Below are 21,559 nucleotides of genomic sequence, written 5' to 3'. Positions count from 1 at the left end.
CAATTCGCCCTTATCTCAAGGGCAGATCAGGATTCAACCGAGAACAAGTAATAATAGATCGGTTGCCCGCCATCATGAGTCTCTACTTCAACATCAGGATAAGTTTCATTCAGCCAGCCCACCAACGACTCTGTAATTTCCTCTGTCGCTTCTTCTCCAATCAGGATCGTAACGATCTCATCTCCGCCAACCAGCATTTTGGCAAGTAAAGCTTGGCTTGTCTCTAGCAGTTGTTCTTCTGTCGCAACGATCTTGGAGTTCTCTATACCGATAAAGTGTCCAGCCTTGATCTCCAGATCATCAAACATCGTATCACGGATTGCATAAGTAACTTGTCCTGTCTTGACATGAGATACGGCATTCAACATAGAATCCGTATTCACCTCAGCGCTCTCCTCTTCCTGGAAGGCAAATGCAGCAGCGATTCCTTGCGGAATGCTCTTGCTTGGAATGACTGTTACGCTACGCTCATCTTCCAGCAAATCGCGAGCCTGCTGAGCAGCAAGAACGATATTCGAATTGTTCGGCAGCACGAATACATGCTGTGCAGAAATCGAATGAATTGCCTTAACGAAATCCTCTGTGCTTGGATTCATCGTCTGTCCACCAGATAGAACCACGTCAACACCAAGGCTCTTGAAAATATCGGAGATGCCTTGCCCAGACGCTACAGCAATAAATCCATAAGGAGCCAATTCGTCCGCCGGAACCTCAGCAGGATCCACAGAACGAGCAGGTTCAGCAGGAATATCCGCGAACAGCTCTGGCATCGGAGTAGCATCAAGTCCGGTTGATAGTAGTTCGCGATGCTGTTCACGCATATTCAGAATATGAATCTGAGTAATTTCTCCATATTGCAAAGCGAGATTCAGAACCTCGCCAGGTGCTTTAGAGTGCACATGAACTTTAATAACTTCATCATCGGCAATGACGATAATAGAGTCACCATTTAATGACAGCGCTTTCCGGAATTGATCCTCATCAAAATTCGCATGCGGTACGCCGCCCAGGGTACGATTTATGAAAAATTCCATATCATAGAGAAATTCAATATCCTCTGTATCAAGCTTCGCTTGGGCAGTAGCATCATGATGCTCGGCCGGATGAACGGCTGTAATTGCAGAGACGGATCCTGCCTTAGGTTGTACAGGCATCGAATCGATAGGCTTCGCTGTGCCCGTTAGTTGCTCCATAAAGCCTTCGTAAATATATACAAGACCCTGTCCGCCGGAATCAACAACTCCGACCTGCTTCAGTACAGGCAATTGCTCAGGCGTATTCGCAAGAGCTTCCTTAGCCTTCGCCAGCACGTCAGCCATCAAATCTACGATATCGGTCGTGCGTCTAGCCTGGTGAACGGCGTGCTTAGCCGCTTCCTTCGCTACTGTAAGAATCGTGCCTTCTACCGGTTTCACTACGGCCTTATAGGCTGTATCAACCCCGCTCTGCAAAGCAGCGGCAAACTGAATCGCATTCAGCTCTTCATAAGAGGATGAATAGCGGGCAAATCCGCGGAATAACTGGGATAAAATAACGCCGGAGTTCCCTCTGGCCCCCATCAGCAAACCCTTGGACAAAGTATTTGCCCGACTCCCAAGTCCGCCCGATCCGTTATTATTCAACTCGGCCACTCCAGCCGTCATCGTTAGATTCATATTCGTCCCGGTGTCTCCATCAGGAACCGGAAAGACATTTAGAGAGTTGACATGCTCGGCATGATCTCCCAATCGTTTCGCCCCGGCTAGCACCATGGCGGTAAAATCTGTTCCGTTAATAGAACGCTTACTCAATGAGAATTCCCCTTCCTAGCTTGATACACGAACGCCTTGGACTGCAACGTTGACTTGAGCCACTTCGAGTCCAACGACTTCATTTAACACGTATTTTACTTTTCGCTGTATGTTGTAGGCAACCTCGGAAATTTTCGTACCATAACTAACTATGATATAAAGATGAATTGCCAATCGCTTATTATCGAGCTTTACTTCCACACCCCGGGCTAAATTCCCACGCCCCAGCAATTCAGCAATGCCGTCCTTGAATTGTTTCCGGCTTGCCATCCCTACGAGTCCATAACATTCCATGGCGGCCGACCCGGCGATCACAGCTACCGCTTCCTCCGAAATATCGACACGTCCATATTCGGTATCCAGTTGTATAGCCACGCCTTGCTCACTCCTCCCTAGAAATTATTATGGGCTAAACCATATTGTACTATAAGAACAAAGATAAATAAATAAACAAAGCGCGACAAGCGCACTATAGAAATAAAGTTTGTCGATCGGTTGACGGACGTTTTTTTACTGTGATATTATATGTAAGTATTGTTTTATGCGGTTTCCTATACATTTATAGGTTAAAAGAAGGAAATCGACCGGCTTAAGCCGGCTTGAACAATAACTGTTAACTTCAATAATAAACTGTTATTTTCAAGACAGGTGTATCGGAACAGGAGGTGTAATGAATGTCTCGCAAATGCTATGTAACAGGCAAGAAACCAAGCAGCGGTAACCACGTATCCCACGCTAACAACCGTAATCGTCGTTCTTGGGGCGTTAACGTACAGAAAGTCCGGATCTTGGTAGACGGTAAGCCAAAACGCGTATACGTCAGCACTCGGGCTTTGAAATCCGGTAAACTGACTCGCGTATAATGGTGAGAATAAGAATATAGACAAAAAGCACCTTTTCTTAATAGAGGTGCTTTTTTCGTATTCTCCTGCCACTTCAGCAAACGGAAAACAGTATCGCCACAAACCGCGTGATGGAAGGCGGGATTTGCGCCGCGCCGAATTCCATGATAGCGGCAGTTGTTGCTGCCTAGTTTTTGTGAAATGTATTCAACACCGCTTTGACGAAACCTCCCAAAAACTTAGGCAGCTTGAATGTGTAAAATTTCATCGTTCACCCTCCCCATCATTCTCATGCACTCATTCATAGTGTATGTTACGCGCCCTCTCCCTGTGTATTTCCGCCGACAAAAAAAGGGCTGCATGAGAACCCGCTCATGTAACCCATTGTATGCACCAGATCGAATCACTATGCCAATCAGACAAGGTGAAACGAGGCAAATATGAAGAGAATATAGCTACGACTAATCTTGCAAACTGCTGCGAATCTCCTGAATAGCAGCGCTGCGGTCGCTACGGCCAAACACCGCATTCCCTGCGACCAACACATCTGCACCAGCCTGGGCGACCAGCGGTGCTGTAGCCGCTGAGATTCCGCCATCAACCTCAATTCGGAGGTTCTTCAATCCCAGTTCCTCTCGCAGCTCTTTCAATTCCTTGATCTTGCGAAGAGTAGACGGAATGAAGGCCTGACCGCCAAAACCTGGATTTACCGTCATGACGAGCACCAGATCCACATCCTCCAATACTTCGCGAATCGAAGACACAGGGGTTGCCGGATTGATCGCGACCCCCGCCTTGACGCCATGCTCCTTAATCATATGCAGGACGCGGTGCAAATGTACGCAAGCTTCCTGGTGAACTGTAATAAGATGAGCTCCTGCCTTTGCAAAATCCGGAATATATCGCTCGGGATTCTCGATCATCAGATGGACATCGAGCGGCAGCTTGGTCAGCGGAGCAATCGCTCCCATCACCAGCGCTCCGAATGTAATGTTAGGCACGAAATGGCCGTCCATGACATCGACGTGAAGCCAATCGGCTCCGCTGCGTTCTACCTCGACTACTTCTTGACCCAGCTTAGCAAAATCAGCCGACAATATAGACGGTGCAATATAGATGTCATTCATGAAGTCAATACCTCCGTTTTTTGTCTTTCATTTCCTCATAAAATTGCACATAATGCTCATACCGTCCCGCTGCAATAGCCCCATCATCCACAGCCTCTCTCACCTTACAGCCTGGCTCATGCAGATGCGTACAGCCGCGGAATTTGCAACCCTCTGAAGGCTCGCGGAACTCACGGAAGCAGGTAGACAGCTCCTCGACGCCAAGCTCAAGGAAATCCAGCTGGCTAAAGCCTGGAGTGTCCGCCACATATCCGCCATTCTCAAGCTCGATCAGCTCTACATGTCGGGTCGTATGTCTACCCCGGCCAAGCTTCATGCTAATCTCACTCGTCTCCAGCGACAATCCGGGGAACATCGCATTCAGCAGCGTCGATTTGCCTACCCCGGACTGACCGGAAAGTACGCTAATCTCCCCGGCCAGACGCGACTTCACAGCTTCCGTTCCTTTGCCAGTCAGAGAACTGGTAATGAACACTTCATATCCGATCTGCTCATAGAGGCGAGCTGCCTGCTCCGTAATGCTGGCTGTATCCTCTTTTTCCGCATCGAGCAAGTCCTCTTTGGTCAAGCAAATCAAGGCTTCCAGCCCCTCATGTTCGATATGTACCAGGAACTTGTCCAGAAGCTGCAAATTCAGATCAGGCTCTTTCAGTGAGAATAACAGTACCGCAAGCCTGGCGTTAGCTATCGGCGGACGAATCAACTCCGTGATGCGCGGTAGAATTTCATCTACCATCCCTTCGCCGTTCTCCGTCGGACTATACATGACCCGATCTCCAACGAGAGGTGATATGCCTTTTTTCTTAAAAATGCCGCGGCCCCGGCACTGGATAATCTCATCCAACGCCGGGTCTGCAGGCTTCACATAGTAATATCCGCTTAGTGCCTTAACGATTAAGCCTTCAGGCATTCTTGCAGGCCTCGCTTTCATATCTGTCTGTATAACGATATAACGATTGAAGCTTATTCAAGCTCAACTTCAATGATGTCCAAACCCCTTCATCTTCCCATTCGTTAACCTTCCAGTTAACTTGGAATTGTTGGCCATGCCTGTATCTGGAGGATTCTGATCAGAACTCCCGTTATCATCGTCACCATTATTGCCAGTAGACTCATTATTTGATTCATCCGGCGTATTCGTTACAGGCAATGATGGCTGCGGCACAGTCCCCTGCTTGGCATCAATATACGAGATCTTGTAGGTATCCGTTAATGCCCCATCGCGGTTCACATAGACATATCCGTCCTTATTAGGTGCCAGAACGAGATCTACCGACATATATTGCGGTTTGCCGATCGTCTTCGTACCCCAGTCTTGATTCTCACCGCGAGCATCCCCGTATATAATATGGATTTTGCTCTTTTGTCCGTCTGTAGCCGGAACAACAGGAACCACGAAGGTATACTCGATCGCATCGGACGGATAGCCGGAGCTGACGAATATGGTTACTTCGGAGCCCGGTGCCGCGTCAGCGCCTTCAGCATATGGCCACTGCTCCATGACCTGACCTGACGGTACCTCATAGCTCGATTTTTGCTTAATTCCGTCCTTTGCCAGCTTCAGCCCCGCATCCTCAATCGCCTTCAGCGCTTCATCCTGGGTCTTCCCGACCAGCTTAGGCATCTTGATTTTTTCCGGCCCCTTGCTCACTTTCAAGACAATCTGATCTTTCTCCGGATCAAACAAAGAATTGGCAGCAGGAGTTTGCCCAATGACCTGCCCCGCTTTTACATCGGAATTCTCCTCATCCTTTCTGATCCTTTCTGTCGAAGCTCCGAGCTCTACCAGCTGTGCAACAGCCTCTTCATAGGTATAGGCCGCATTATCCAGCATCGGCATTTTTGGAAGCTCCTTCGTTGTGCTTACTGTCAAATCAATCGACGAGCCTTCCTTCACCGCGGTTCCCTCTGGCTTGCTCTGTTCATAGACAATTCCTTCATCTACGCCCTCTTTATATAGCTGAGCAATATCCCCAACCACAATACCTACCTTGGAGAACTCCTCAGTAGCTTGTTCAATTGACATATTAAGCACATTCGGTACCTTTACTTCTTCTACGGTGACGAGCTTATTCACATACCAAGCAGTACCAAGCATCGCAACGATCACAATCAGCGTAATGCTGACCCATAATTTAGTCTTACTGCTTATCGGCTTCTTCCCTGATTTCTGCTTCTGCCGCTCATCGGACCCCTGGTCATCACGGGACAACTTCGAGCCTCCACCAGACTGCCTATTTTGAGGCTTAATAGCCGGGACAACACGAGTGCTGTCCTCATCCTCGTTATCGGCAAAAGTCAGCTTATTCTCCGTCCTGCGCTCCGGCAGCAGACAGGTCTCCAGATCGCGCAGCATTTCCTTGGCAGATTCATATCTCTCGCCTGGATTTTTGCGCATCGATTTCAATATTATATTCTCCACACTCTGCGGGATCATTGGATTCACCGAACGCGGCTCGTCAAAATGCTCCTGTAGATGCTTCAGCGCCACACTGATTGGGCTCTCCCCAAGGAATGGAAGACGGCCAGTCAGCATCTGATAGAGTACAATTCCAAGGGAGTAAAGGTCTGATTTCTCGCCCGTTGTTACCCCTTTGGCATGTTCAGGTGAGAAGTAATGCACAGACCCAATGACCGAGCCCGTCTGCGTAATCGTCGTTGAAGTTACGGCACGTGCGATTCCGAAGTCAGTCACTTTCACCCAGCCATTACGGCCGATTAATATGTTATGAGGTTTAATATCACGATGAATAATATGATTCATATGGGCATGATCCAAGGCGTCGGCGATTTGCGATGCGATACGAACTGCCTCATCTACCTGCAATGGAGCACGCTCTTTGATAATCTCATTCAAGTTGCGGCCTTCAATATATTCCATAACAATGTAATGGACATCGCCCTCTTGTCCGACATCATAGACGCTAACGATATTCGGATGTGACAAGGATGCCGCTGATTGTGCCTCACGTCGGAAGCGGCGGATAAATTCCTCATCGTTCACAAATTGCTGACGCAAAACCTTAATAGCTACATTACGATTTAATAGAATATCCTGAGCCCGATAGACGAGGGCCATGCCTCCCCCGCCAATTCGTTCAATAATTTGGTAACGACCACCTAACTCGTGACCGATCATAAATCCCACCCCTTTGCGCTTGACACGGACTCATCATGATACTCCAACAAAGCGACGGTAATATTATCGTCGCCCCCTGCATCCAGGGCGAATTGAAGCAATTGATTAGCACGATGATCCAGAGGGAGCTCGCCGGCTCCAAGCGTATGAATCATTTGTTCCGGGGTTACATGATTGCTGAGACCGTCACTACAGAGCAGCAGTATATCTCCCTCATCTAACATCACCGAATACATGTCGGCAACCACCTCTTCATCGGTTCCGAGTGCCCGGGTCACGATATTTCGATGTGGATGCACGTTTGCTTCCTGCTCGCTAATCTGATTATTCTTAAGCAATTCATTAACGAGAGAATGATCTTCAGTGATTTGAGTCAGCACGTTATTTTGGAATTGATAGACTCTGCTGTCTCCAATATGGCCGATGATTCCCTCGCGTTCCTTAAGGAGGACGGCAACCACCGTGGTCCCCATATTGTAGTACTCTACATGCTCCTTCGCTTCACGATACACGATATCATTAGCATGCAGAATCGCTCGTTGCAGTTCATTTCCGAACTCTTGCGATGACAAGTTTGCAGGCAAAGACTGCAAATCTTGCACAATCGTCTCGACGGTCAGACGGCTGGCTGTATCCCCAGCCTGATGTCCACCCATACCATCAGCCACGATCGCCAGCGTATACCCTTGTTCCAAGCCAGCAACCCAGGTGCTGTCTTCGTTCACAGAGCGAACCCTTCCTACATCACTTACATAAGCCGTTTTTATCAATCTTAATCACCTCGTACCAGACTGCATATGTTTGGCCCGCAGTTGTCCGCAAGCCGCTGCAATATCATGTCCTTGCTCCCGGCGAATCGTTACGTTAATGCCCTTGTCCGCCAATGTACGTTGGAACTGAAAAATATCGTTTCTTGAGGTTCTGACATATTTCCGCTCTGGAACATGGTTGACTGGGATCAGATTCACGTGACAGAGCATATCCTTGAGAACCTCTGCCAGTTCCTCTGCATGCTCCACCTGATCATTTACTCCGCCAATCAGCGCATATTCGAAGCTTACGCGGCGTCCGGTCTTGGCGATGTAATAACGCAGTGCCTCGATAACATCATCGAACGGGAAGCGGCGGTTGACAGGCATCAGCTTGGAGCGTAGCGCATCGTTCGGTGCATGAATCGAAATCGCCAGATTAATCTGGGTATCTTCATCAGCAAATTTATATATATTGGGAACGATACCGCTCGTTGATACAGTAATATGCCGTTGTCCAATGTTCAAGCCCTTCTCATGAATCATAATTCGTAAAAATTTCATCGTGGCATCATAATTTTCGAACGGTTCACCTGTTCCCATGATCACAATGCTGCTAACACGTTCGCCGCGTGTGTCAAGAATCTTCTGAGCCTGCACAACTTGGGCTACTATTTCCCCCGGATTGAGATTCCGCTTCAGTCCACCCAAGGTAGACGCACAGAATGTACAACCAACCTTGCAGCCGACTTGTGTGGTAACGCAGACGCTATTCCCGTAGTTATGCTTCATGATAACCGTCTCGATCGCATGATCATCATGCAGCCCGAACAGGAACTTGACCGTGCCGTCCTTGGATTCAAACTTCGTAATTTCATTCAAAGTTACGAACGAGAACTGTTCGTCCAATTTTTGCCGAAGCGTCTTGGATAAATTCGTCATCTCATCAAAAGAGTTTACGCGCTTTACATAAAGCCAGTCAAATATCTGCGCACCGCGGAAAGCCGACTCCCCTTGCTGTACTGCCCATTCCTGAAGCTCTTCCAAACTCATATCGTATATAAAAGGTTTCATCTTCACACACCTATTCTATAGTATCAAGTATATGACCATACTCATTCCACCTATTTTAGCATAAAATATAATAACACTAAAGTGGAAGCACTTAACAGGGGCTTGCGCAGCAAAAAGCACACCCCTATTATCGCTTAAAGCAATAACTAGAAGTGTGCTTCACCGATTCCAGTATATAGTAATTCTAGGTATTTCGCAAAGATTAAGTATAGACCACAACTTAAATCGAGGTTCTCACAAGACGAGCGATATAAAATCCGTCAGAATGATAGTCCTGAGGTAGGATCTGCAATCCGTTCTTCTCTCTGGCACTTGCTTCCTGCAAAGCTTGCCAGTCCTCCGGCATATCCTCGGCAAGTGAAAATTCCGGATGACGCTGCAAAAAAGCTTCTACCATGCCCGCATTTTCGCTTCGTTCAATCGTACAGGTGCTGTAGACCAGAATTCCACCCGGCTTCAGCAGCCCACACACCGCATCTAATAGGGTACGTTGAATCGCGTTAATCTCCGTAATATCGCCTGGTGTCTTCGTCCATTTCAAATCTGGCTTCCGGCGAATTACGCCCAAGCCTGAACATGGAGCATCCAGCAAAATACGGTCAAATGACTCGACCGTGAATCGCTCGGATAAATTGGCCGCATCGTTGGTCATCGTCTCAACATGGTCAAGGCCAAGCCGCTTTGCCTGATCGGCGATCAGTTGCGCCTTATGCGTATGGATGTCGTTCGCGATCACTTGACCGCGCCCTTCCATCCGTTCAGCGATATGGCATGTCTTGCCGCCGGGAGCGGCGCAGCAATCAAGCACCTTCATACCCGGCATCGCCTGAACAGCCGCGCCAACGAGCATTGAGCTCTCGTCCTGGATCGAGATAAGTCCACCTTTATACCATTCTGTAAGTGCCATGTTGCCGCCGCTTAATACCAAAATACCATCCGGTGATATAGGTGACGGAACGACTTCCAGCCCCTGTTTTTTCATAACTGCTAACATCTCTTCCCGACTCGTCCGAGAACGATTCACACGAATGCTGACGGAAGGAGGTTCATTATTCGCGATGCAGATCGCTTCCGCGATAGCTTCTCCGTATTGCTCAATCCAACGCGAGACGAGCCATTCCGGATGGGAATAAGCAAGTGAGATCCGTGCCTCCGGAGAGAGATCACTAGGCAAGGACAACTCCGCCTTGCGACGAAGCACATTTCGCAGCACCCCGTTCACCATTCCGGAAATCCCTTGATGACCACGCCGTTTTGCGATATTTACTGCTTCGTTCACCGCCGCATGGGGTGGAATACGATCCAGATAATACAATTGATAGAAGCTTAGCCGCAATAAATTTCTGACCCAAGGCTGAAGCTTGGCCATCCCTTTGCTAACAAAGGACTCCAGAAAGTAATCAATCGTATTGAGGTGTGATATGGTGCCATATACAAGCTCTGTAGCAAGACCCGCATCTGGACCAGTAAGCCCGGATTTCTGCAGCGCTCCATTCAGGAGCAAGTTGCTGTAGGCCCCTTCTTGCTCTACAGCGGTCAACACATCCAGAGCAGTATCCCGCGCTGTAGGCTGCGCCTTTTTGCTTCTTTTGCCAGCATTGGAACCCATGCCAGCTCCAGATTGATTCCCCTGTCTTCTCTTGTTGCTGTCAGCCTGGCCGGAATGGCCTTTCATATCGCTCATGACAATACCGTGCCTTTCTTCATGACACCGCCGCGAATAAATTCAGCGGCCTCCATTGCTTTCTTCCCAGCGGGCTGGACACGGGTTAGCCAAACCGATCCATCGCCGGTCTTCACTTCGATCCCTTGCTCGGACAGCTCGAGTATCGTCCCGGGAACTACCCCGGTAGCCGATGCGGATCCTGCCATGGTCGGCTTAGCTACCGACCATATCTTGAAAACTTCGTCGTTCCACAGCGTAAATGCGCCCGAGAATGGCACTAAGCCTCTAACCCGATTGAAAATATCAAGGGATGAAGCCGTCCAATCGATCCGCTCATCCTCACGCGACAAGTTAGAAGCATACGAAGCTTCCTCATCGTTCTGCGGAACCCGCTTGGCAGTACCGTTCAAGATAAGCGGCAGCTGCTCCATCAGTAGCTTCGCCCCAGCAAGGCTTAATTTTTCAAACATCGTGCCCGAATTATCTTCATCCTCGATCGGAACAACAACCTTCTCGATCATATCCCCTGTATCCAAGCCCTCTGCCATATACATCAGCGTAACGCCGGTCTCCTTCTCACCGTTGATGATCGAGCGTTGGATCGGCGCACCCCCGCGGTAAGCGGGCAAGAGTGACCCATGTACATTCAAGCAACCATACTTAGGCAAGTCCAACACGGCCTTAGGCAGAATCTGTCCGTAAGCAGCCGTAACAATTAGATCAGGACGTAGCGCAGCCAGTTCTTCCACGGCTTCCGGCGCGCGCATTCTATGTGGCTGAAGCACTGGAAGACCATGCCGCAATGCTGCTTCTTTTACCGGAGTCGGAGTCAGGACCTTCTTCCTACCTTGCGGACGATCCGGCTGAGTCACGACACCAACAACGTTATAGCCTTCTGCAATCAGAGCCTCCAGAGACGGAACTGCAAAAGCAGGCGTCCCCATAAATACGATATTCATCGTTATTCCTCACACCTTTTCTTCACCCTCAGGGGTAATTTCATATACTCTTTCCGCCACATCTGTATAGAGAACACCGTTCAGATGGTCAATTTCATGCTGAAAAGCTCTCGCGAGCAAATCCGACCCTGTATATGTAACCTCTTTGCCGTTACGGTCGAGGCCTTTAACCGTGACTGTCTGTGCCCGGCGTACATCACCACGCAATCCCTGGATGCTCAAGCAGCCCTCGGGACCGAATTGTTCTCCCTCTTTGCTGACGATCTCAGGGTTAATCAGTTCAATTAGTCCATGCTCATCGCCAACATCTACGACAATGGCCCGCTTCAGAATACCAACCTGCGGTGCCGCAAGCCCGACACCCTCGGCATCATACATCGTCTCCGCCATATCGGTCAGCAATTTCTGTACGTTTGGAGTAATCTTCTTAACCTCTTTAGCGACCTGATGCAACACTTCATCCGGTTCTTGGACAATAATCCGCAATGCCATATCAAAACACCATCCTTTTATATGTAGTTCAAAAATTCAACTTTTGATCACGTAGTATATCAAGGAAGCATCTCAGCATCGAATCATGAATTCACCGGGACTAAGCAGATGCTTACGAAGACATGTTTCCTCCAGAAACATCTCAGGTGATCACGTACAAACTACAAGCATAAGCTTCCGAGGTCGTTTTCTCCGAAAACGTGTAGCTCCGCTCCTCAATCCCTAGTTCATCCATTAACCGAATACTTAATTGCAAAAAATACAACGAAATGGATGGCTATAGGCGTTAACTCAAGTTTTAATTGTATAACGTACACTTAAAATGGCCGTTTACACGAAATCTGTGAGCTCTCGCTATTTTAAGTGTACAAATTACACTTACTACAACCATAGCCCTTTTGATTGTTAATTTAAGTGTAGTGTTATGCACTTATTCTTATAGCTGTATACTATATTCTCTAATACAGAATAGTAAAATCGGAAATAAGTGTTTATTTGCAACTATTCCGGTCTTTTACGGGCTTCATACAGCAAATAACTGCGGCTATACACTTATTTAGGCTGAATCTTGTTCATAACAAGCATAAATTTCAAAATAGTTGTATACCTGCATTTATTTCGTGAGTTTACAGAGACCCTCCTGTTAATAAGTGCATTTCTGCAACTATTTCTGATACTAAGAAGCAAATACGTCCGGCGGCTTCTAATTCTTGGTTGTCACAATACTCCCATTATTTACATCAGCATCTGCGGGTCCACATCAATACTGATCTGAAACGATGAGTCACGCATATCGTTCAGCATGGTCTCAGCCACACTGCGCACCAGTTCTGCCGCGTCCAGCGAACCGCGATACTTCACCATGCATTGAAATCTGTAGCGGTTCTTGATCCGCGGGATCGGCGAGGCGACCGGACCAAGAATGTCCAGAACATCTCTCGTAAAGCGGTCCATATTGCCGAACCATCCCAACTGCTGGGCCTTACCACGCAAATTCGCCGTGAAATTCTCGGCCATCCGCAGCAATAACGGTAGCTTCTCATGGGACAGCGTTACAAGAATCAAGCGGCTATACGGTGGATAATGCAGTGCCTTGCGGTGTAGCAACTCCTCGCGTACAAATGAGTTATAATCATGCGAACTGGCATGTACAATCGAATAGTGATCAGGTATATAGGTCTGGATCACAACCTCGCCCGGAAGCTGGTGACGACCAGCCCGACCGGCCACCTGCGTCAACAATTGAAAAGTCTTCTCTGCGGACCGGAAGTCCGGAAAATTAAGCGATGTATCTGCAGCAATAACACCTACCAACGTAACATCCGGAAAATCCAGCCCTTTGGCGACCATTTGCGTCCCCAACAGCACATCGCCCTTCTTCTCGCGAAAAGCCTGGAGAAGCTTCTCATGCGAGCCCTTCTCCGTTGTCGTATCTACGTCCATACGGATAACCCGAATCCCTGGAAACAGCTTGGACAGCTCGGTCTCAACCCGTTGGGTACCGGTTCCAAAATAGCGGATATGTTCACTCCCGCACTCTGGACATACTGAAGGCGCAGGCACGGCATAGCCGCAATAATGACAACGCAAATTGTTCGACTTCTGATGATAGGTGAGTGAGATATCGCAATCCGGACAGCCGGCTACATATCCGCAGGTACGGCACATCACAAATGTTGAGAAGCCACGACGGTTCAGGAATAAGACACTCTGCTCACCGCGTTCAAGTCTAGCCTCTATTCCGGCATGGAGCTGTCTGCTGAACATCGAGCGGTTCCCTTCTCGCAATTCTTCCCGCATATCCACAATCTGTATACTTGGCAACCTGCTACCCGAAGCGCGTGCATTCATCTCCAGCAGTATCGGCGCATACTGATCATTATCGAGCGATCTGGCCGCGTGGTAACTCTCCAGTGACGGTGTAGCCGAGCCGAGAATAACAGCAGCATGGTGCTGCTTGGCTCGGCGAATCGCCACATCTCGCGCATGATATTTAGGCGTCTCTTCCTGCTTATACGACGTCTCATGTTCCTCGTCCATAACAATCAATCCAAGATCAGAGAAGGGGGCAAAAATAGCGGAACGGGCACCGATCGCCACCTGCACGCGTCCCTCTCTGATCTTCCGCCACTCATCATAGCGTTCTCCAGTTGATAGACGGCTGTGCATCACGGCAACCTTATTGCCGAACCGCCCCTTGAAGCGTTCTACCATTTGCGGAGTCAGCGAGATTTCCGGCACCAGTACAATCGCCTGGCGGCCAAGCGAAATGCAACGTTCGATCGTCTGCATATAAACTTCTGTCTTCCCACTTCCAGTAATTCCATGCAATAAAAAAGCGCCATATGATCTACTATCCAGCACTTCACTAATTTTATTATAGACAAGCTCTTGCTCCAGCGTTCGCGGTAGCGGCTCGGTCCGTTTGAAGCGACGATCCTGATAAGGATCACGAAACACTTCAGCGTCCTCAATAAGCGCAAAGCCTTTCTCAGCAAGCTTCTTGACCGTTCCAGCCGTAACGCCCAGCGTGGTCAGCAATTCCTGTAGGGATATCGTCACCCCGACCTCAAGCAAGAACTCAAGAACCTCTTTCTGCCTACGCGCCTGCGCGCTGAAGGAAGCGAGCGCAGCTTCCGCCGCCTCCCCGCTGACCGTTGCTGTTACCGTCTTGACGGTCTTCTTCCGGACCTTATCCTTAATCATCTGTGTCTCTGTTAGTACACCAGCCCGCAGCAGGCCCTTGATTGTCTCCCCTTGACCGGGAAATTGGGCACTCAGATGAGCCATCGTCATCGGAACGGAGCCATTCGCTTTGATGTAAGCGACGATTTGCTCTTCCTCACCGGTTAACAGCGGAGGAACCGCATATAAAGCTTCGTCCGTTTGGTCTTCATCCGTAGGATCTATATCTTCCTGGAGCTGAATATATCTCTCCGCTTTACCTTTAAGAGCTGTAGGAATCATCGCCTGAAGCGCGAAGATCATACTGCAAGCATACCTATGGCTCATCCACTCAGCCAGCTTGACGAGATCAAGCGGGAGCGGAGGCATCAGGTCCAATAGCTCCTGAATCGGCTTCATACGTGCAAAATTCAGCTCGGAGTCGGGCCGGAGATCAATAACGAAGCCCTGGACTGTTCGATGTCCAAATGGGACACCGACCCTGCTCCCGATCTCGATCCAGTCTTTCATCGTATCCGGAATAATATAATCGAAGGGACGATCCGTATCGCGACTCGGAACATCGACGATTACTCTAGCAATTTTGCAGTTCATTTTCCAACTCCCGCCAGTCGTTCCGCAGCGAGCTCCATAATATGGAGACCCATCTCCTCCTTAGTCATCATAGGCAGCGACTTCACAAGACCCTGTGCATCATAGATGTTCACAATATTCGTATCGATGCCAAAGCCCGCTCCTGCCTGGGTTACATCATTGGCAATCAATAGATCACAGTTCTTACGCTGTAGCTTATCCATGGCATACTGCTCCAGATTCTCCGTCTCAGCTGCAAATCCAATCAGGAACTGCGATGTCTTCTGTTGACCTAGCGTCTGCAGAATATCAATATTTTTAACGAGTTCCAGCTGTAGAGCATCCCCCGATTTCTTAATTTTGTGCTGAGCCGGACTCTTCGGTCGATAATCCGCTACGGCAGCTGCCTTCACTAAAATATCCGTGTCTTGCCATACGTTAGCAACGGCCTCATACATCTCCATAGCCGATTCTACATATACCGTATTGATGTTAAGTGGAGGGGCCACCTGCGTACGGGCGACGACAAGGGTAACGTCAGCGCCTAGCTCTTGTGCAGCCTTGGCGACAGCAAATCCCATCTTACCTGAAGAATCATTCGTAATATACCGGACTGGGTCAATACGTTCGATGGTTCCTCCTGCGGTTACGACAACTTTCTTACCGGCAAGTGGAAGATCAGCCCGCTTAGACTGACGCTTAAAGAATTGATTCACTTCTTCTACAATCGCTTCGGGCTCTTCCATTCTCCCCTTACCCGTATATCCGCAGGCCAGTAGTCCAACGCCCGGCTCAATCATATGAACGCCTCGCGATCTAAGCTCTGCCATATTCCTTGATACGGCCGGATGAGTATACATATGAACATTCATCGCTGGAGCAAGCATAATCGGTGCGGTGACAGCCAGTAGAGTTGTCGACAACATATCGTCTCCGATGCCCACAGCCATTTTGCCGATCATATTCGCCGTAATCGGGGCAACAAGCACCAGATCAGCCCAGTCTGCCAGTTCAATATGGGCGATTGCCTCCGGCTTCTTCTCATCAAAGGTATCCGTGTATACAGCATTTTTGGATAAGGCCTGTAAGGTCAGCTCGCTAATGAATTTCGTAGCCGATTCGGTCATAATGACGCGAACTTCCGCCCCTTGCTTCACAAGCATACTACAGAGCGAAGCCGCCTTGAATGCAGCGATTCCCCCTGTAACGCCAAGCAATATTTTTTTGCCGTTTAACATCGTCCTATCCCCCGCTTTCAAGTTATCACGAAGTCAAATTCCCCTTGCTTTACAAGGGATGCAGTAATCAGTCCCAGCCAATATGAGCAGAAAAAAATAACAACCTCGCGGTTGTAACTAAAGAGGTTGTTCAAAATCAACATATGACCACGAGGTCGATCTATTTTATTTCTCGATTGTTGCAGGTTCTTCAACTTCCGGTTTAAGCTTGACGACACCGCCGTAAATTTCCTCTAAGGCGATACCGACTTGCTTATGGGATCTTGGCTGCTCAAGATCGCTCTTGGAGCCCTCTCTAAGTTGTCTAGCTCTACGGGAAGCAGCTACGACTAGGGAATACTTGCTACCAACGATGCCTAGCATCTTGTCAATGGATGGATATAGCATGAAGCAACACACCTCTTCTATTAGACTCGTTTACCGAATATTAGATATCGGCAGGTTTTCTTACTTTGCAATGCTCTGCCGTAATGATGGCCTCAATCCTTCTGCAGGCATGATCAATCTCATCATTAACTACGGCGTAGTCATATTGTTCCAGCAATCTCATCTCATCAGCCGCAACCGACATCCGATGGTCGATCGTCGCCTGATTCTCTGTTCCCCGCCCTTGAATGCGATCCTTCAATTCATCCAAGGAAGGAGGAAGTAGAAATACAAACACACCCTCCGGAAATTTCTCCTTCACCTTGAGCGCGCCCTGTACCTCGATTTCAAGAATAATATCGCGGCCGCTCTCAAGCGTCTCCTCAACGAAATCACGTGGAGTACCATAATAATTCCCTACATATTCCGCATATTCGAGCAATTGATCCTTCTCGATCATCTCCATAAATTGCTCGCGGGACTTGAAGAAATAATTAACCCCGTTCTCTTCCCCGAGGCGCGGATGGCGCGTCGTGGCAGACACGGAATATACGAGCTTAGGCATTCTAGCCCGCAACTCATTGCAGACCGTCCCTTTACCTACACCGGACGGCCCTGATAATACGATTAATAAACCTTTAGCCATAGTTCTCTCCATTTTACTCGTCGTTGTCATCATCTTTGGTGGATAAGCGATGAGCAACCGTCTCCGGCTGCACCGCCGACAATATGACATGATCACTGTCGGTAATAATTACCGCACGCGTACGACGTCCATAGGTCGCATCGATCAGCATATGGCGGTCTCTTGCCTCCTGAATAATCCGCTTGATTGGGGCAGACTCAGGACTCACGATTGAAATGATTCGGTTCGCTGATACGATATTACCAAAGCCAATGTTAATAAGTTTAATTGCTGCCATATCCAGGTTTTTCCCCCTAATTTACTTGACTCTGAGAGGTAGTTCAAAAATCCACTTTTGAACACTTACTCTTAGTTACGCTATTCGAGATTGGCCGCTTGTTCACGAATTTTCTCCAGTTCTGCTTTCATCTCGACTACACGGTTGACCAGAGCCAGGTGATTGGCCTTGGAACCAATCGTATTCGTCTCCCGGTTCATTTCCTGTATCAAAAAATCCAGCTTCCGTCCAACCGGCCCTTCCGATTGCAATAATCCGCGGCACTGCTCGAAGTGACTCTTCAATCTAATTAGCTCTTCGTCGATATTGGAACGATCCGCAAACACGGCGACCTCCATCGCGAATCTCTGTTCATCAAAAGCCCCCTCCAACAGTTCGGCGAGTCGCCCTTTGAGCCGATTACGGTAGTCCACTACTACTTCTGGCGCCAATCTGACGATGTCGGCGTGGATCTCCTGCAACCTGGATACACGCTGCTCTAAGTCAGAGACCAGATGAAGCCCTTCTTGCTCTCGCATAGCGATAAGCCCATCCAGCGCTTCTTCAAGGCCTTCAATAAGAACCGACTCCCACTGATCGTCCGTGACAGTTCCGTCCAGCAATGGATCCGGAGCGATCACAGCATCAGGCAGCGTGAGCAAATCCTTAGCGGTGAGTGAAGAGTCAATGCCGTAATGCAGCTTCAGCTCTTCATTCGCCTGTATATAAGCCTCAATAACCGGACGGTTCAGTACAAAAGGCAAGGAACTGTCATCATCCCGTTCCTTGCTTATGAATACGTCAATCCTGCCACGCTTCACATGCTCCTGAACTAACCGCCGCAGCTTATCCTCGTAGCAAGTCCACTCTCGGGGCATCCGAAGTACAACCTCGGAATACCGATGATTGACAGACTTAATCTCAAATTGAATGTTATAACCGCCATAATATCTGGCGGAACCACCGTACCCAGTCATACTGTGAGACATGAACATCACATCCGTTACCCTATTGTAATTGATAATTATGAACGAGACAAGTGGGAAGCCCGGTGCATCGACTTCTCATGAACATAATTTGTCAAAGCTACAGTCATTTCATAGAACATGAAAGGAGTCATCAAATAAATGCCGTTAAAATGCTGCATTGCTGTATCAAGCAGTTCCTTGGCAATCTCTACGCCTATAGCACGACCCTCTGCCCCCTGAAGCCCCTCCATCCGCTTGCGTACGGACTCAGGCAGCGTAATGCCTGGAACCTCGTTATGCAGGTACTCAGCGTTCTTACCGCTTGCCAGCGGCATAATACCAAGGAAGATCGGAATGTCGAGATGAGCGGTCGCCTCACGGATCGCTACGATCAGTTCAGGATCATAGACCGGTTGGGTCATAATGTAATCCGCACCTGAAGCGATTTTCTTCTCAAGCCGCTCTACAGCTTTGTTCAGATACTTCACATTCGGGTTAAAAGCAGCGCCGATCACAAAGTTGGCGCGATGCTTAAGCGGCTTGCCCGAGAACGCAGTACCTTCATTTAACTGCTTGATCATGCGGATAATCTCAAAGGAGGTGAGGTCGTAAACCGAGCTGGCTCCTGGCAAATCCCCAAAGCGAGCTGGATCACCCGTCACGGCCAGAACATGATCAATGCCGAGGGCATCGAATCCCATCAAATGTGACTGTGTACCGATCAGATTGCGATCACGGCAGGCGATATGAATAAGCGGCCGTAGTCCAATCTCAGATTGTACGCGTGAGCCAAGCGCCATATTGCTCATCCTTGTGACAGCCAGAGAATTATCAGCCAGTGTCAAGGCATCGACTCCCGCTTCTTTTAGAGCTTTTGCCCCGGCCATGAACTTGCTTGTATCCAGATCCCGTGGAGGATCCAGCTCCACGATAACCGTATGTCGTTCTTCTACCAGATCTACGATATTCGGAGTATTGTCCGCCCGGTTATTGTCTCCATTATCCAGTTCACGTTCAAGTACCTGAATCGATTCAAGGACTGTTGGAAGCGAGCGACCTTCTGTTAATGAAGCTGGATTATAGTCGGCCAGCGCTCTAGCCGTAGCTGCGATATGTTCCGGAGTAGTGCCGCAGCATCCCCCGATCAAGCGTGATCCCAAATCGGAAAACGACACTGCACATTCACCAAAATATGCAGGAGTAGCCCCATATACATATTCTCCATCTACGTAATCCGCCAAACCTGCGTTCGGAAATACGGACAACGGCATATTCAGCGGACCATTCAATCTCTCCATAACGCTCATAATGCCCTTTGGTCCGGAATGACAGTTGAAGCCAAGTACATCGGCCCCCTCCGCCTGGAGAATTCCGAAAGCTTCCTCAATAGAGTAGCCATCTAACGTTCTTCCCAATTGATCAACGGCAAACTGACAAATGATCGGCAATGGGGTCAGATGGCGAGCGCGTCCAAGTGCAAGTCGCATCTCTCTCAGATCGTAGAAGGTCTCCAGAATGAGCGCATCTACATCCTCCGTCAGTAAGGCAGTCATCTGCTCGTCGAAGTATTTGACCAATTCCTGGTCGGTCACATTGACGCGCTTGCCACCACGAATCGTCCCCACAGCGCCAGCGACAAATATGTCAGGACCGGCCGCCTGTCTAGCAATGCGTGCTGCAGCGCGGTTAATATCCGCTACCTGGTCCTCCAGACCAAACTTGGATAATTTATAGAAATTCGCGGAGAACGTATTCGTCTCTATTAATCTAGCACCTGCATCAATATAGCGGCGGTGCACATCTTGAATCACGTCCGGGCGAGTCAAATTCATCTCCTCATAGGAAATGCCGACGGAAAAGCCCAACTGGTGCAGGTAGGTACCCATAGCTCCATCGCCGATTAAAACTTCATTTTTCCACGTTTGACGCAGATCTGGCCTCATATGAGCCCCTCCTTGATATAAGTAATGGTAGCTTGACTTCGCTTTAGTTTCATATTAATTTATCATAATTTCCGTCAATTGATAAGGAAATGATAGAACTTCACACAAAAAAAGGCCTGCAGGCCTTTTTTAACAAAATATTATTCAATTTCACCTTGATATACGATCTCTGCAGGTCCAGTCATATACACATGGTTATCGCTAGGGTTCCATTCAATATAGAGATCGCCGCCCTTCAAACCAACCCAGGCTTTGCGTTGCGTGTACCCATTGAGTACGGAGGATACCAAAGTCGCACATGCGCCGCTGCCGCAGGCCAGGGTTGGACCCGCGCCGCGTTCCCATACCCTCATCTCGATCCGCTCAGGCGAGGTCACGGTGGCAAATTCTACATTCGTCTTCCTTGGGAAGTACGGATGTGTCTCCAGCTGTGGCCCCCATGTCTCCAATTCAAAATGCGGCGCATCGTCCACATAAATGACGCAATGAGGATTGCCCATCGATACGGCTGTAAAGTTGAACCACTGCCCATTACTTTCAATCGGCTGTCCCATAACAGTCTCACCTTCCAGCGTCGTCGGAATCTTAGTTCCTTCCAGAATCGGCTCGCCCATATCAACCCGAACGTTCTTAACGTCTCCATCTACTACCTTGAGAAGAACCTCCTGGACGCCGGCGCCAAGCGTCTCGAACGTCATCCGCAGCTTCTCTGTATGACCTGCCTCGTAGACGTATTTGGAGACACAGCGGATTGCATTTCCGCATTGTTCAGCCTCTGTACCGTCAGAATTAATAATTCTCATCTTAAAGTCGGCTTGATCAGACGGCAAAATAAACACCAGACCGTCCGCTCCCACACCGAAATATCGGTTGCACCATTTTATAGCCAAATCCGAGACATTCTGCGGCAATTCCTGCTCTCTGTAGAACACCAGAAAATCATTACCCAGACCATGCATTTTCGTAAATTCCATTCTAACCCCACTCCCTAGAGCCCTGTCTTGAGTTGTCAGAGCAATACTTTATGGGGTTAGTCTATATTTTGC

Annotated in this window: 20 protein-coding genes; 1 reads left to right on the top strand and 19 read right to left on the bottom strand. The window is 48.7% G+C overall.

The window, feature by feature from the left end; translation table 11 throughout:
* Positions 1-26 precede the first annotated feature (26 nt).
* Positions 27-1,790 (bottom strand): DAK2 domain-containing protein, encoded by a 1,764-nt coding sequence (locus EI981_RS09400; protein WP_126997501.1) that lies wholly within the window; start codon positions 1,788-1,790, stop codon positions 27-29.
* Between the two features lie 15 nt (positions 1,791-1,805).
* Complete coding sequence (locus EI981_RS09395; protein WP_126997499.1) at positions 1,806-2,165, bottom strand: Asp23/Gls24 family envelope stress response protein; 360 nt, start codon at positions 2,163-2,165, stop codon at positions 1,806-1,808.
* 299 nt (positions 2,166-2,464) lie between these two features.
* Here EI981_RS09395 and rpmB point away from each other — a divergent pair, with 299 nt between their 5' ends.
* Entirely contained in the window at positions 2,465-2,653 is a 189-nt protein-coding gene (gene rpmB, locus EI981_RS09390; RefSeq protein WP_068781907.1) for a 50S ribosomal protein L28, read from the top strand.
* Between the two features lie 166 nt (positions 2,654-2,819).
* On the opposite strand, the gene spoVM is transcribed toward rpmB, so the two are convergent.
* The 17 genes from spoVM to dapF all read right to left on the bottom strand — a co-directional run bounded on the left by spoVM (position 2,820) and on the right by dapF (position 21,487).
* The gene (spoVM, locus tag EI981_RS09385) at positions 2,820-2,900 is read right to left on the bottom strand and encodes a stage V sporulation protein SpoVM (RefSeq protein ID WP_036621610.1); all 81 of its coding nucleotides are present in this window, start codon (positions 2,898-2,900) and stop codon (positions 2,820-2,822) included.
* Positions 2,901-3,093: 193 nt separating this feature from the next.
* Positions 3,094-3,759 (bottom strand): ribulose-phosphate 3-epimerase, encoded by a 666-nt coding sequence (rpe, locus tag EI981_RS09380; RefSeq protein WP_126997497.1) that lies wholly within the window; start codon positions 3,757-3,759, stop codon positions 3,094-3,096.
* 4 nt (positions 3,760-3,763) lie between these two features.
* Positions 3,764-4,669 (bottom strand): ribosome small subunit-dependent GTPase A, encoded by a 906-nt coding sequence (gene rsgA / locus EI981_RS09375; RefSeq protein ID WP_126997495.1) that lies wholly within the window; start codon positions 4,667-4,669, stop codon positions 3,764-3,766.
* Positions 4,670-4,738: 69 nt separating this feature from the next.
* Entirely contained in the window at positions 4,739-6,898 is a 2,160-nt protein-coding gene (gene pknB / locus EI981_RS09370; RefSeq protein WP_126997493.1) for a Stk1 family PASTA domain-containing Ser/Thr kinase, read from the bottom strand.
* Positions 6,895-7,668, bottom strand: coding sequence for a Stp1/IreP family PP2C-type Ser/Thr phosphatase (locus tag EI981_RS09365; protein WP_126997491.1), 774 nt, complete (start codon positions 7,666-7,668; stop codon positions 6,895-6,897). Before EI981_RS09365 ends, pknB begins: the two co-directional genes overlap by 4 nt.
* A gap of 6 nt (positions 7,669-7,674) precedes the next feature.
* Complete coding sequence (gene rlmN / locus EI981_RS09360) at positions 7,675-8,721, bottom strand: dual-specificity RNA methyltransferase RlmN (RefSeq protein ID WP_126997489.1); 1,047 nt, start codon at positions 8,719-8,721, stop codon at positions 7,675-7,677.
* Between the two features lie 220 nt (positions 8,722-8,941).
* On the bottom strand, positions 8,942-10,405 hold the full coding sequence (gene rsmB, locus EI981_RS09355) for a 16S rRNA (cytosine(967)-C(5))-methyltransferase RsmB (RefSeq protein WP_126997487.1): 1,464 nt from the start codon (positions 10,403-10,405) through the stop codon (positions 8,942-8,944).
* Complete coding sequence (gene fmt / locus EI981_RS09350; protein ID WP_126997485.1) at positions 10,402-11,346, bottom strand: methionyl-tRNA formyltransferase; 945 nt, start codon at positions 11,344-11,346, stop codon at positions 10,402-10,404. The genes rsmB and fmt overlap by 4 nt, the downstream gene beginning before the upstream one ends.
* A gap of 9 nt (positions 11,347-11,355) precedes the next feature.
* Positions 11,356-11,838: a peptide deformylase gene (def, locus tag EI981_RS09345; protein WP_126997483.1), complete on the bottom strand. Its 483-nt coding sequence runs from the start codon at positions 11,836-11,838 to the stop codon at positions 11,356-11,358.
* Between the two features lie 735 nt (positions 11,839-12,573).
* Positions 12,574-15,117 carry a primosomal protein N' gene (gene priA, locus EI981_RS09340; protein WP_126997480.1) on the bottom strand — a complete coding sequence of 848 codons (2,544 nt, stop codon included), beginning with the start codon at positions 15,115-15,117 and terminating at the stop codon, positions 12,574-12,576.
* Entirely contained in the window at positions 15,114-16,334 is a 1,221-nt protein-coding gene (gene coaBC, locus EI981_RS09335) for a bifunctional phosphopantothenoylcysteine decarboxylase/phosphopantothenate--cysteine ligase CoaBC (RefSeq protein WP_126997478.1), read from the bottom strand. Before coaBC ends, priA begins: the two co-directional genes overlap by 4 nt.
* Before the next feature lie 165 nt (positions 16,335-16,499).
* Positions 16,500-16,721 carry a DNA-directed RNA polymerase subunit omega gene (gene rpoZ / locus EI981_RS09330; RefSeq protein WP_126997476.1) on the bottom strand — a complete coding sequence of 74 codons (222 nt, stop codon included), beginning with the start codon at positions 16,719-16,721 and terminating at the stop codon, positions 16,500-16,502.
* 40 nt (positions 16,722-16,761) lie between these two features.
* Positions 16,762-17,346: a guanylate kinase gene (gene gmk / locus EI981_RS09325; RefSeq protein WP_126997474.1), complete on the bottom strand. Its 585-nt coding sequence runs from the start codon at positions 17,344-17,346 to the stop codon at positions 16,762-16,764.
* Positions 17,347-17,359: 13 nt separating this feature from the next.
* On the bottom strand, positions 17,360-17,623 hold the full coding sequence (remA, locus tag EI981_RS09320; protein ID WP_068781918.1) for an extracellular matrix/biofilm regulator RemA: 264 nt from the start codon (positions 17,621-17,623) through the stop codon (positions 17,360-17,362).
* A gap of 80 nt (positions 17,624-17,703) precedes the next feature.
* Positions 17,704-18,591, bottom strand: coding sequence for a YicC/YloC family endoribonuclease (locus tag EI981_RS09315; RefSeq protein ID WP_126997472.1), 888 nt, complete (start codon positions 18,589-18,591; stop codon positions 17,704-17,706).
* 35 nt (positions 18,592-18,626) lie between these two features.
* A complete protein-coding gene (locus EI981_RS09310) occupies positions 18,627-20,513 on the bottom strand; it encodes a bifunctional homocysteine S-methyltransferase/methylenetetrahydrofolate reductase (protein WP_126997470.1) in 1,887 nt (628 codons plus the stop codon).
* A 140-nt stretch (positions 20,514-20,653) separates the two neighbouring features.
* Positions 20,654-21,487: a diaminopimelate epimerase gene (gene dapF, locus EI981_RS09305; protein WP_126997468.1), complete on the bottom strand. Its 834-nt coding sequence runs from the start codon at positions 21,485-21,487 to the stop codon at positions 20,654-20,656.
* Positions 21,488-21,559 lie beyond the last annotated feature (72 nt).

The organism is Paenibacillus lutimineralis (assembly GCF_003991425.1).
Taxonomy (GTDB): Bacteria; Bacillota; Bacilli; order Paenibacillales; family Paenibacillaceae; genus Fontibacillus; species Fontibacillus lutimineralis.
The sequence above is the reverse complement of the archived record's forward strand: the minus strand, read 5'-3'. Positions and strand labels throughout refer to the sequence as shown.

Bases quoted from the DNA above. Each gene is read 5' to 3' on its own strand.
- rpmB (WP_068781907.1), top strand. From the start codon at position 2,465: ATGTCTCGCAAATGCTATGTAACAGGCAAGAAACCAAGCAGCGGTAAC.
- spoVM (WP_036621610.1), bottom strand. From the start codon at position 2,900: ATGAAATTTTACACATTCAAGCTGCCTAAGTTTTTGGGAGGTTTCGTC.
- rpe (WP_126997497.1), bottom strand. From the start codon at position 3,759: ATGAATGACATCTATATTGCACCGTCTATATTGTCGGCTGATTTTGCT.
- rsgA (WP_126997495.1), bottom strand. From the start codon at position 4,669: ATGCCTGAAGGCTTAATCGTTAAGGCACTAAGCGGATATTACTATGTG.
- pknB (WP_126997493.1), bottom strand. From the start codon at position 6,898: ATGATCGGTCACGAGTTAGGTGGTCGTTACCAAATTATTGAACGAATT.
- rlmN (WP_126997489.1), bottom strand. From the start codon at position 8,721: ATGAAACCTTTTATATACGATATGAGTTTGGAAGAGCTTCAGGAATGG.
- rsmB (WP_126997487.1), bottom strand. From the start codon at position 10,405: ATGAGCGATATGAAAGGCCATTCCGGCCAGGCTGACAGCAACAAGAGA.
- fmt (WP_126997485.1), bottom strand. From the start codon at position 11,346: ATGAATATCGTATTTATGGGGACGCCTGCTTTTGCAGTTCCGTCTCTG.
- def (WP_126997483.1), bottom strand. From the start codon at position 11,838: ATGGCATTGCGGATTATTGTCCAAGAACCGGATGAAGTGTTGCATCAG.
- priA (WP_126997480.1), bottom strand. From the start codon at position 15,117: ATGAACTGCAAAATTGCTAGAGTAATCGTCGATGTTCCGAGTCGCGAT.
- coaBC (WP_126997478.1), bottom strand. From the start codon at position 16,334: ATGTTAAACGGCAAAAAAATATTGCTTGGCGTTACAGGGGGAATCGCT.
- rpoZ (WP_126997476.1), bottom strand. From the start codon at position 16,721: ATGCTATATCCATCCATTGACAAGATGCTAGGCATCGTTGGTAGCAAG.
- gmk (WP_126997474.1), bottom strand. From the start codon at position 17,346: ATGGCTAAAGGTTTATTAATCGTATTATCAGGGCCGTCCGGTGTAGGT.
- remA (WP_068781918.1), bottom strand. From the start codon at position 17,623: ATGGCAGCAATTAAACTTATTAACATTGGCTTTGGTAATATCGTATCA.
- EI981_RS09315 (WP_126997472.1), bottom strand. From the start codon at position 18,591: ATGTCTCACAGTATGACTGGGTACGGTGGTTCCGCCAGATATTATGGC.
- EI981_RS09310 (WP_126997470.1), bottom strand. From the start codon at position 20,513: ATGAGGCCAGATCTGCGTCAAACGTGGAAAAATGAAGTTTTAATCGGC.
- dapF (WP_126997468.1), bottom strand. From the start codon at position 21,487: ATGGAATTTACGAAAATGCATGGTCTGGGTAATGATTTTCTGGTGTTC.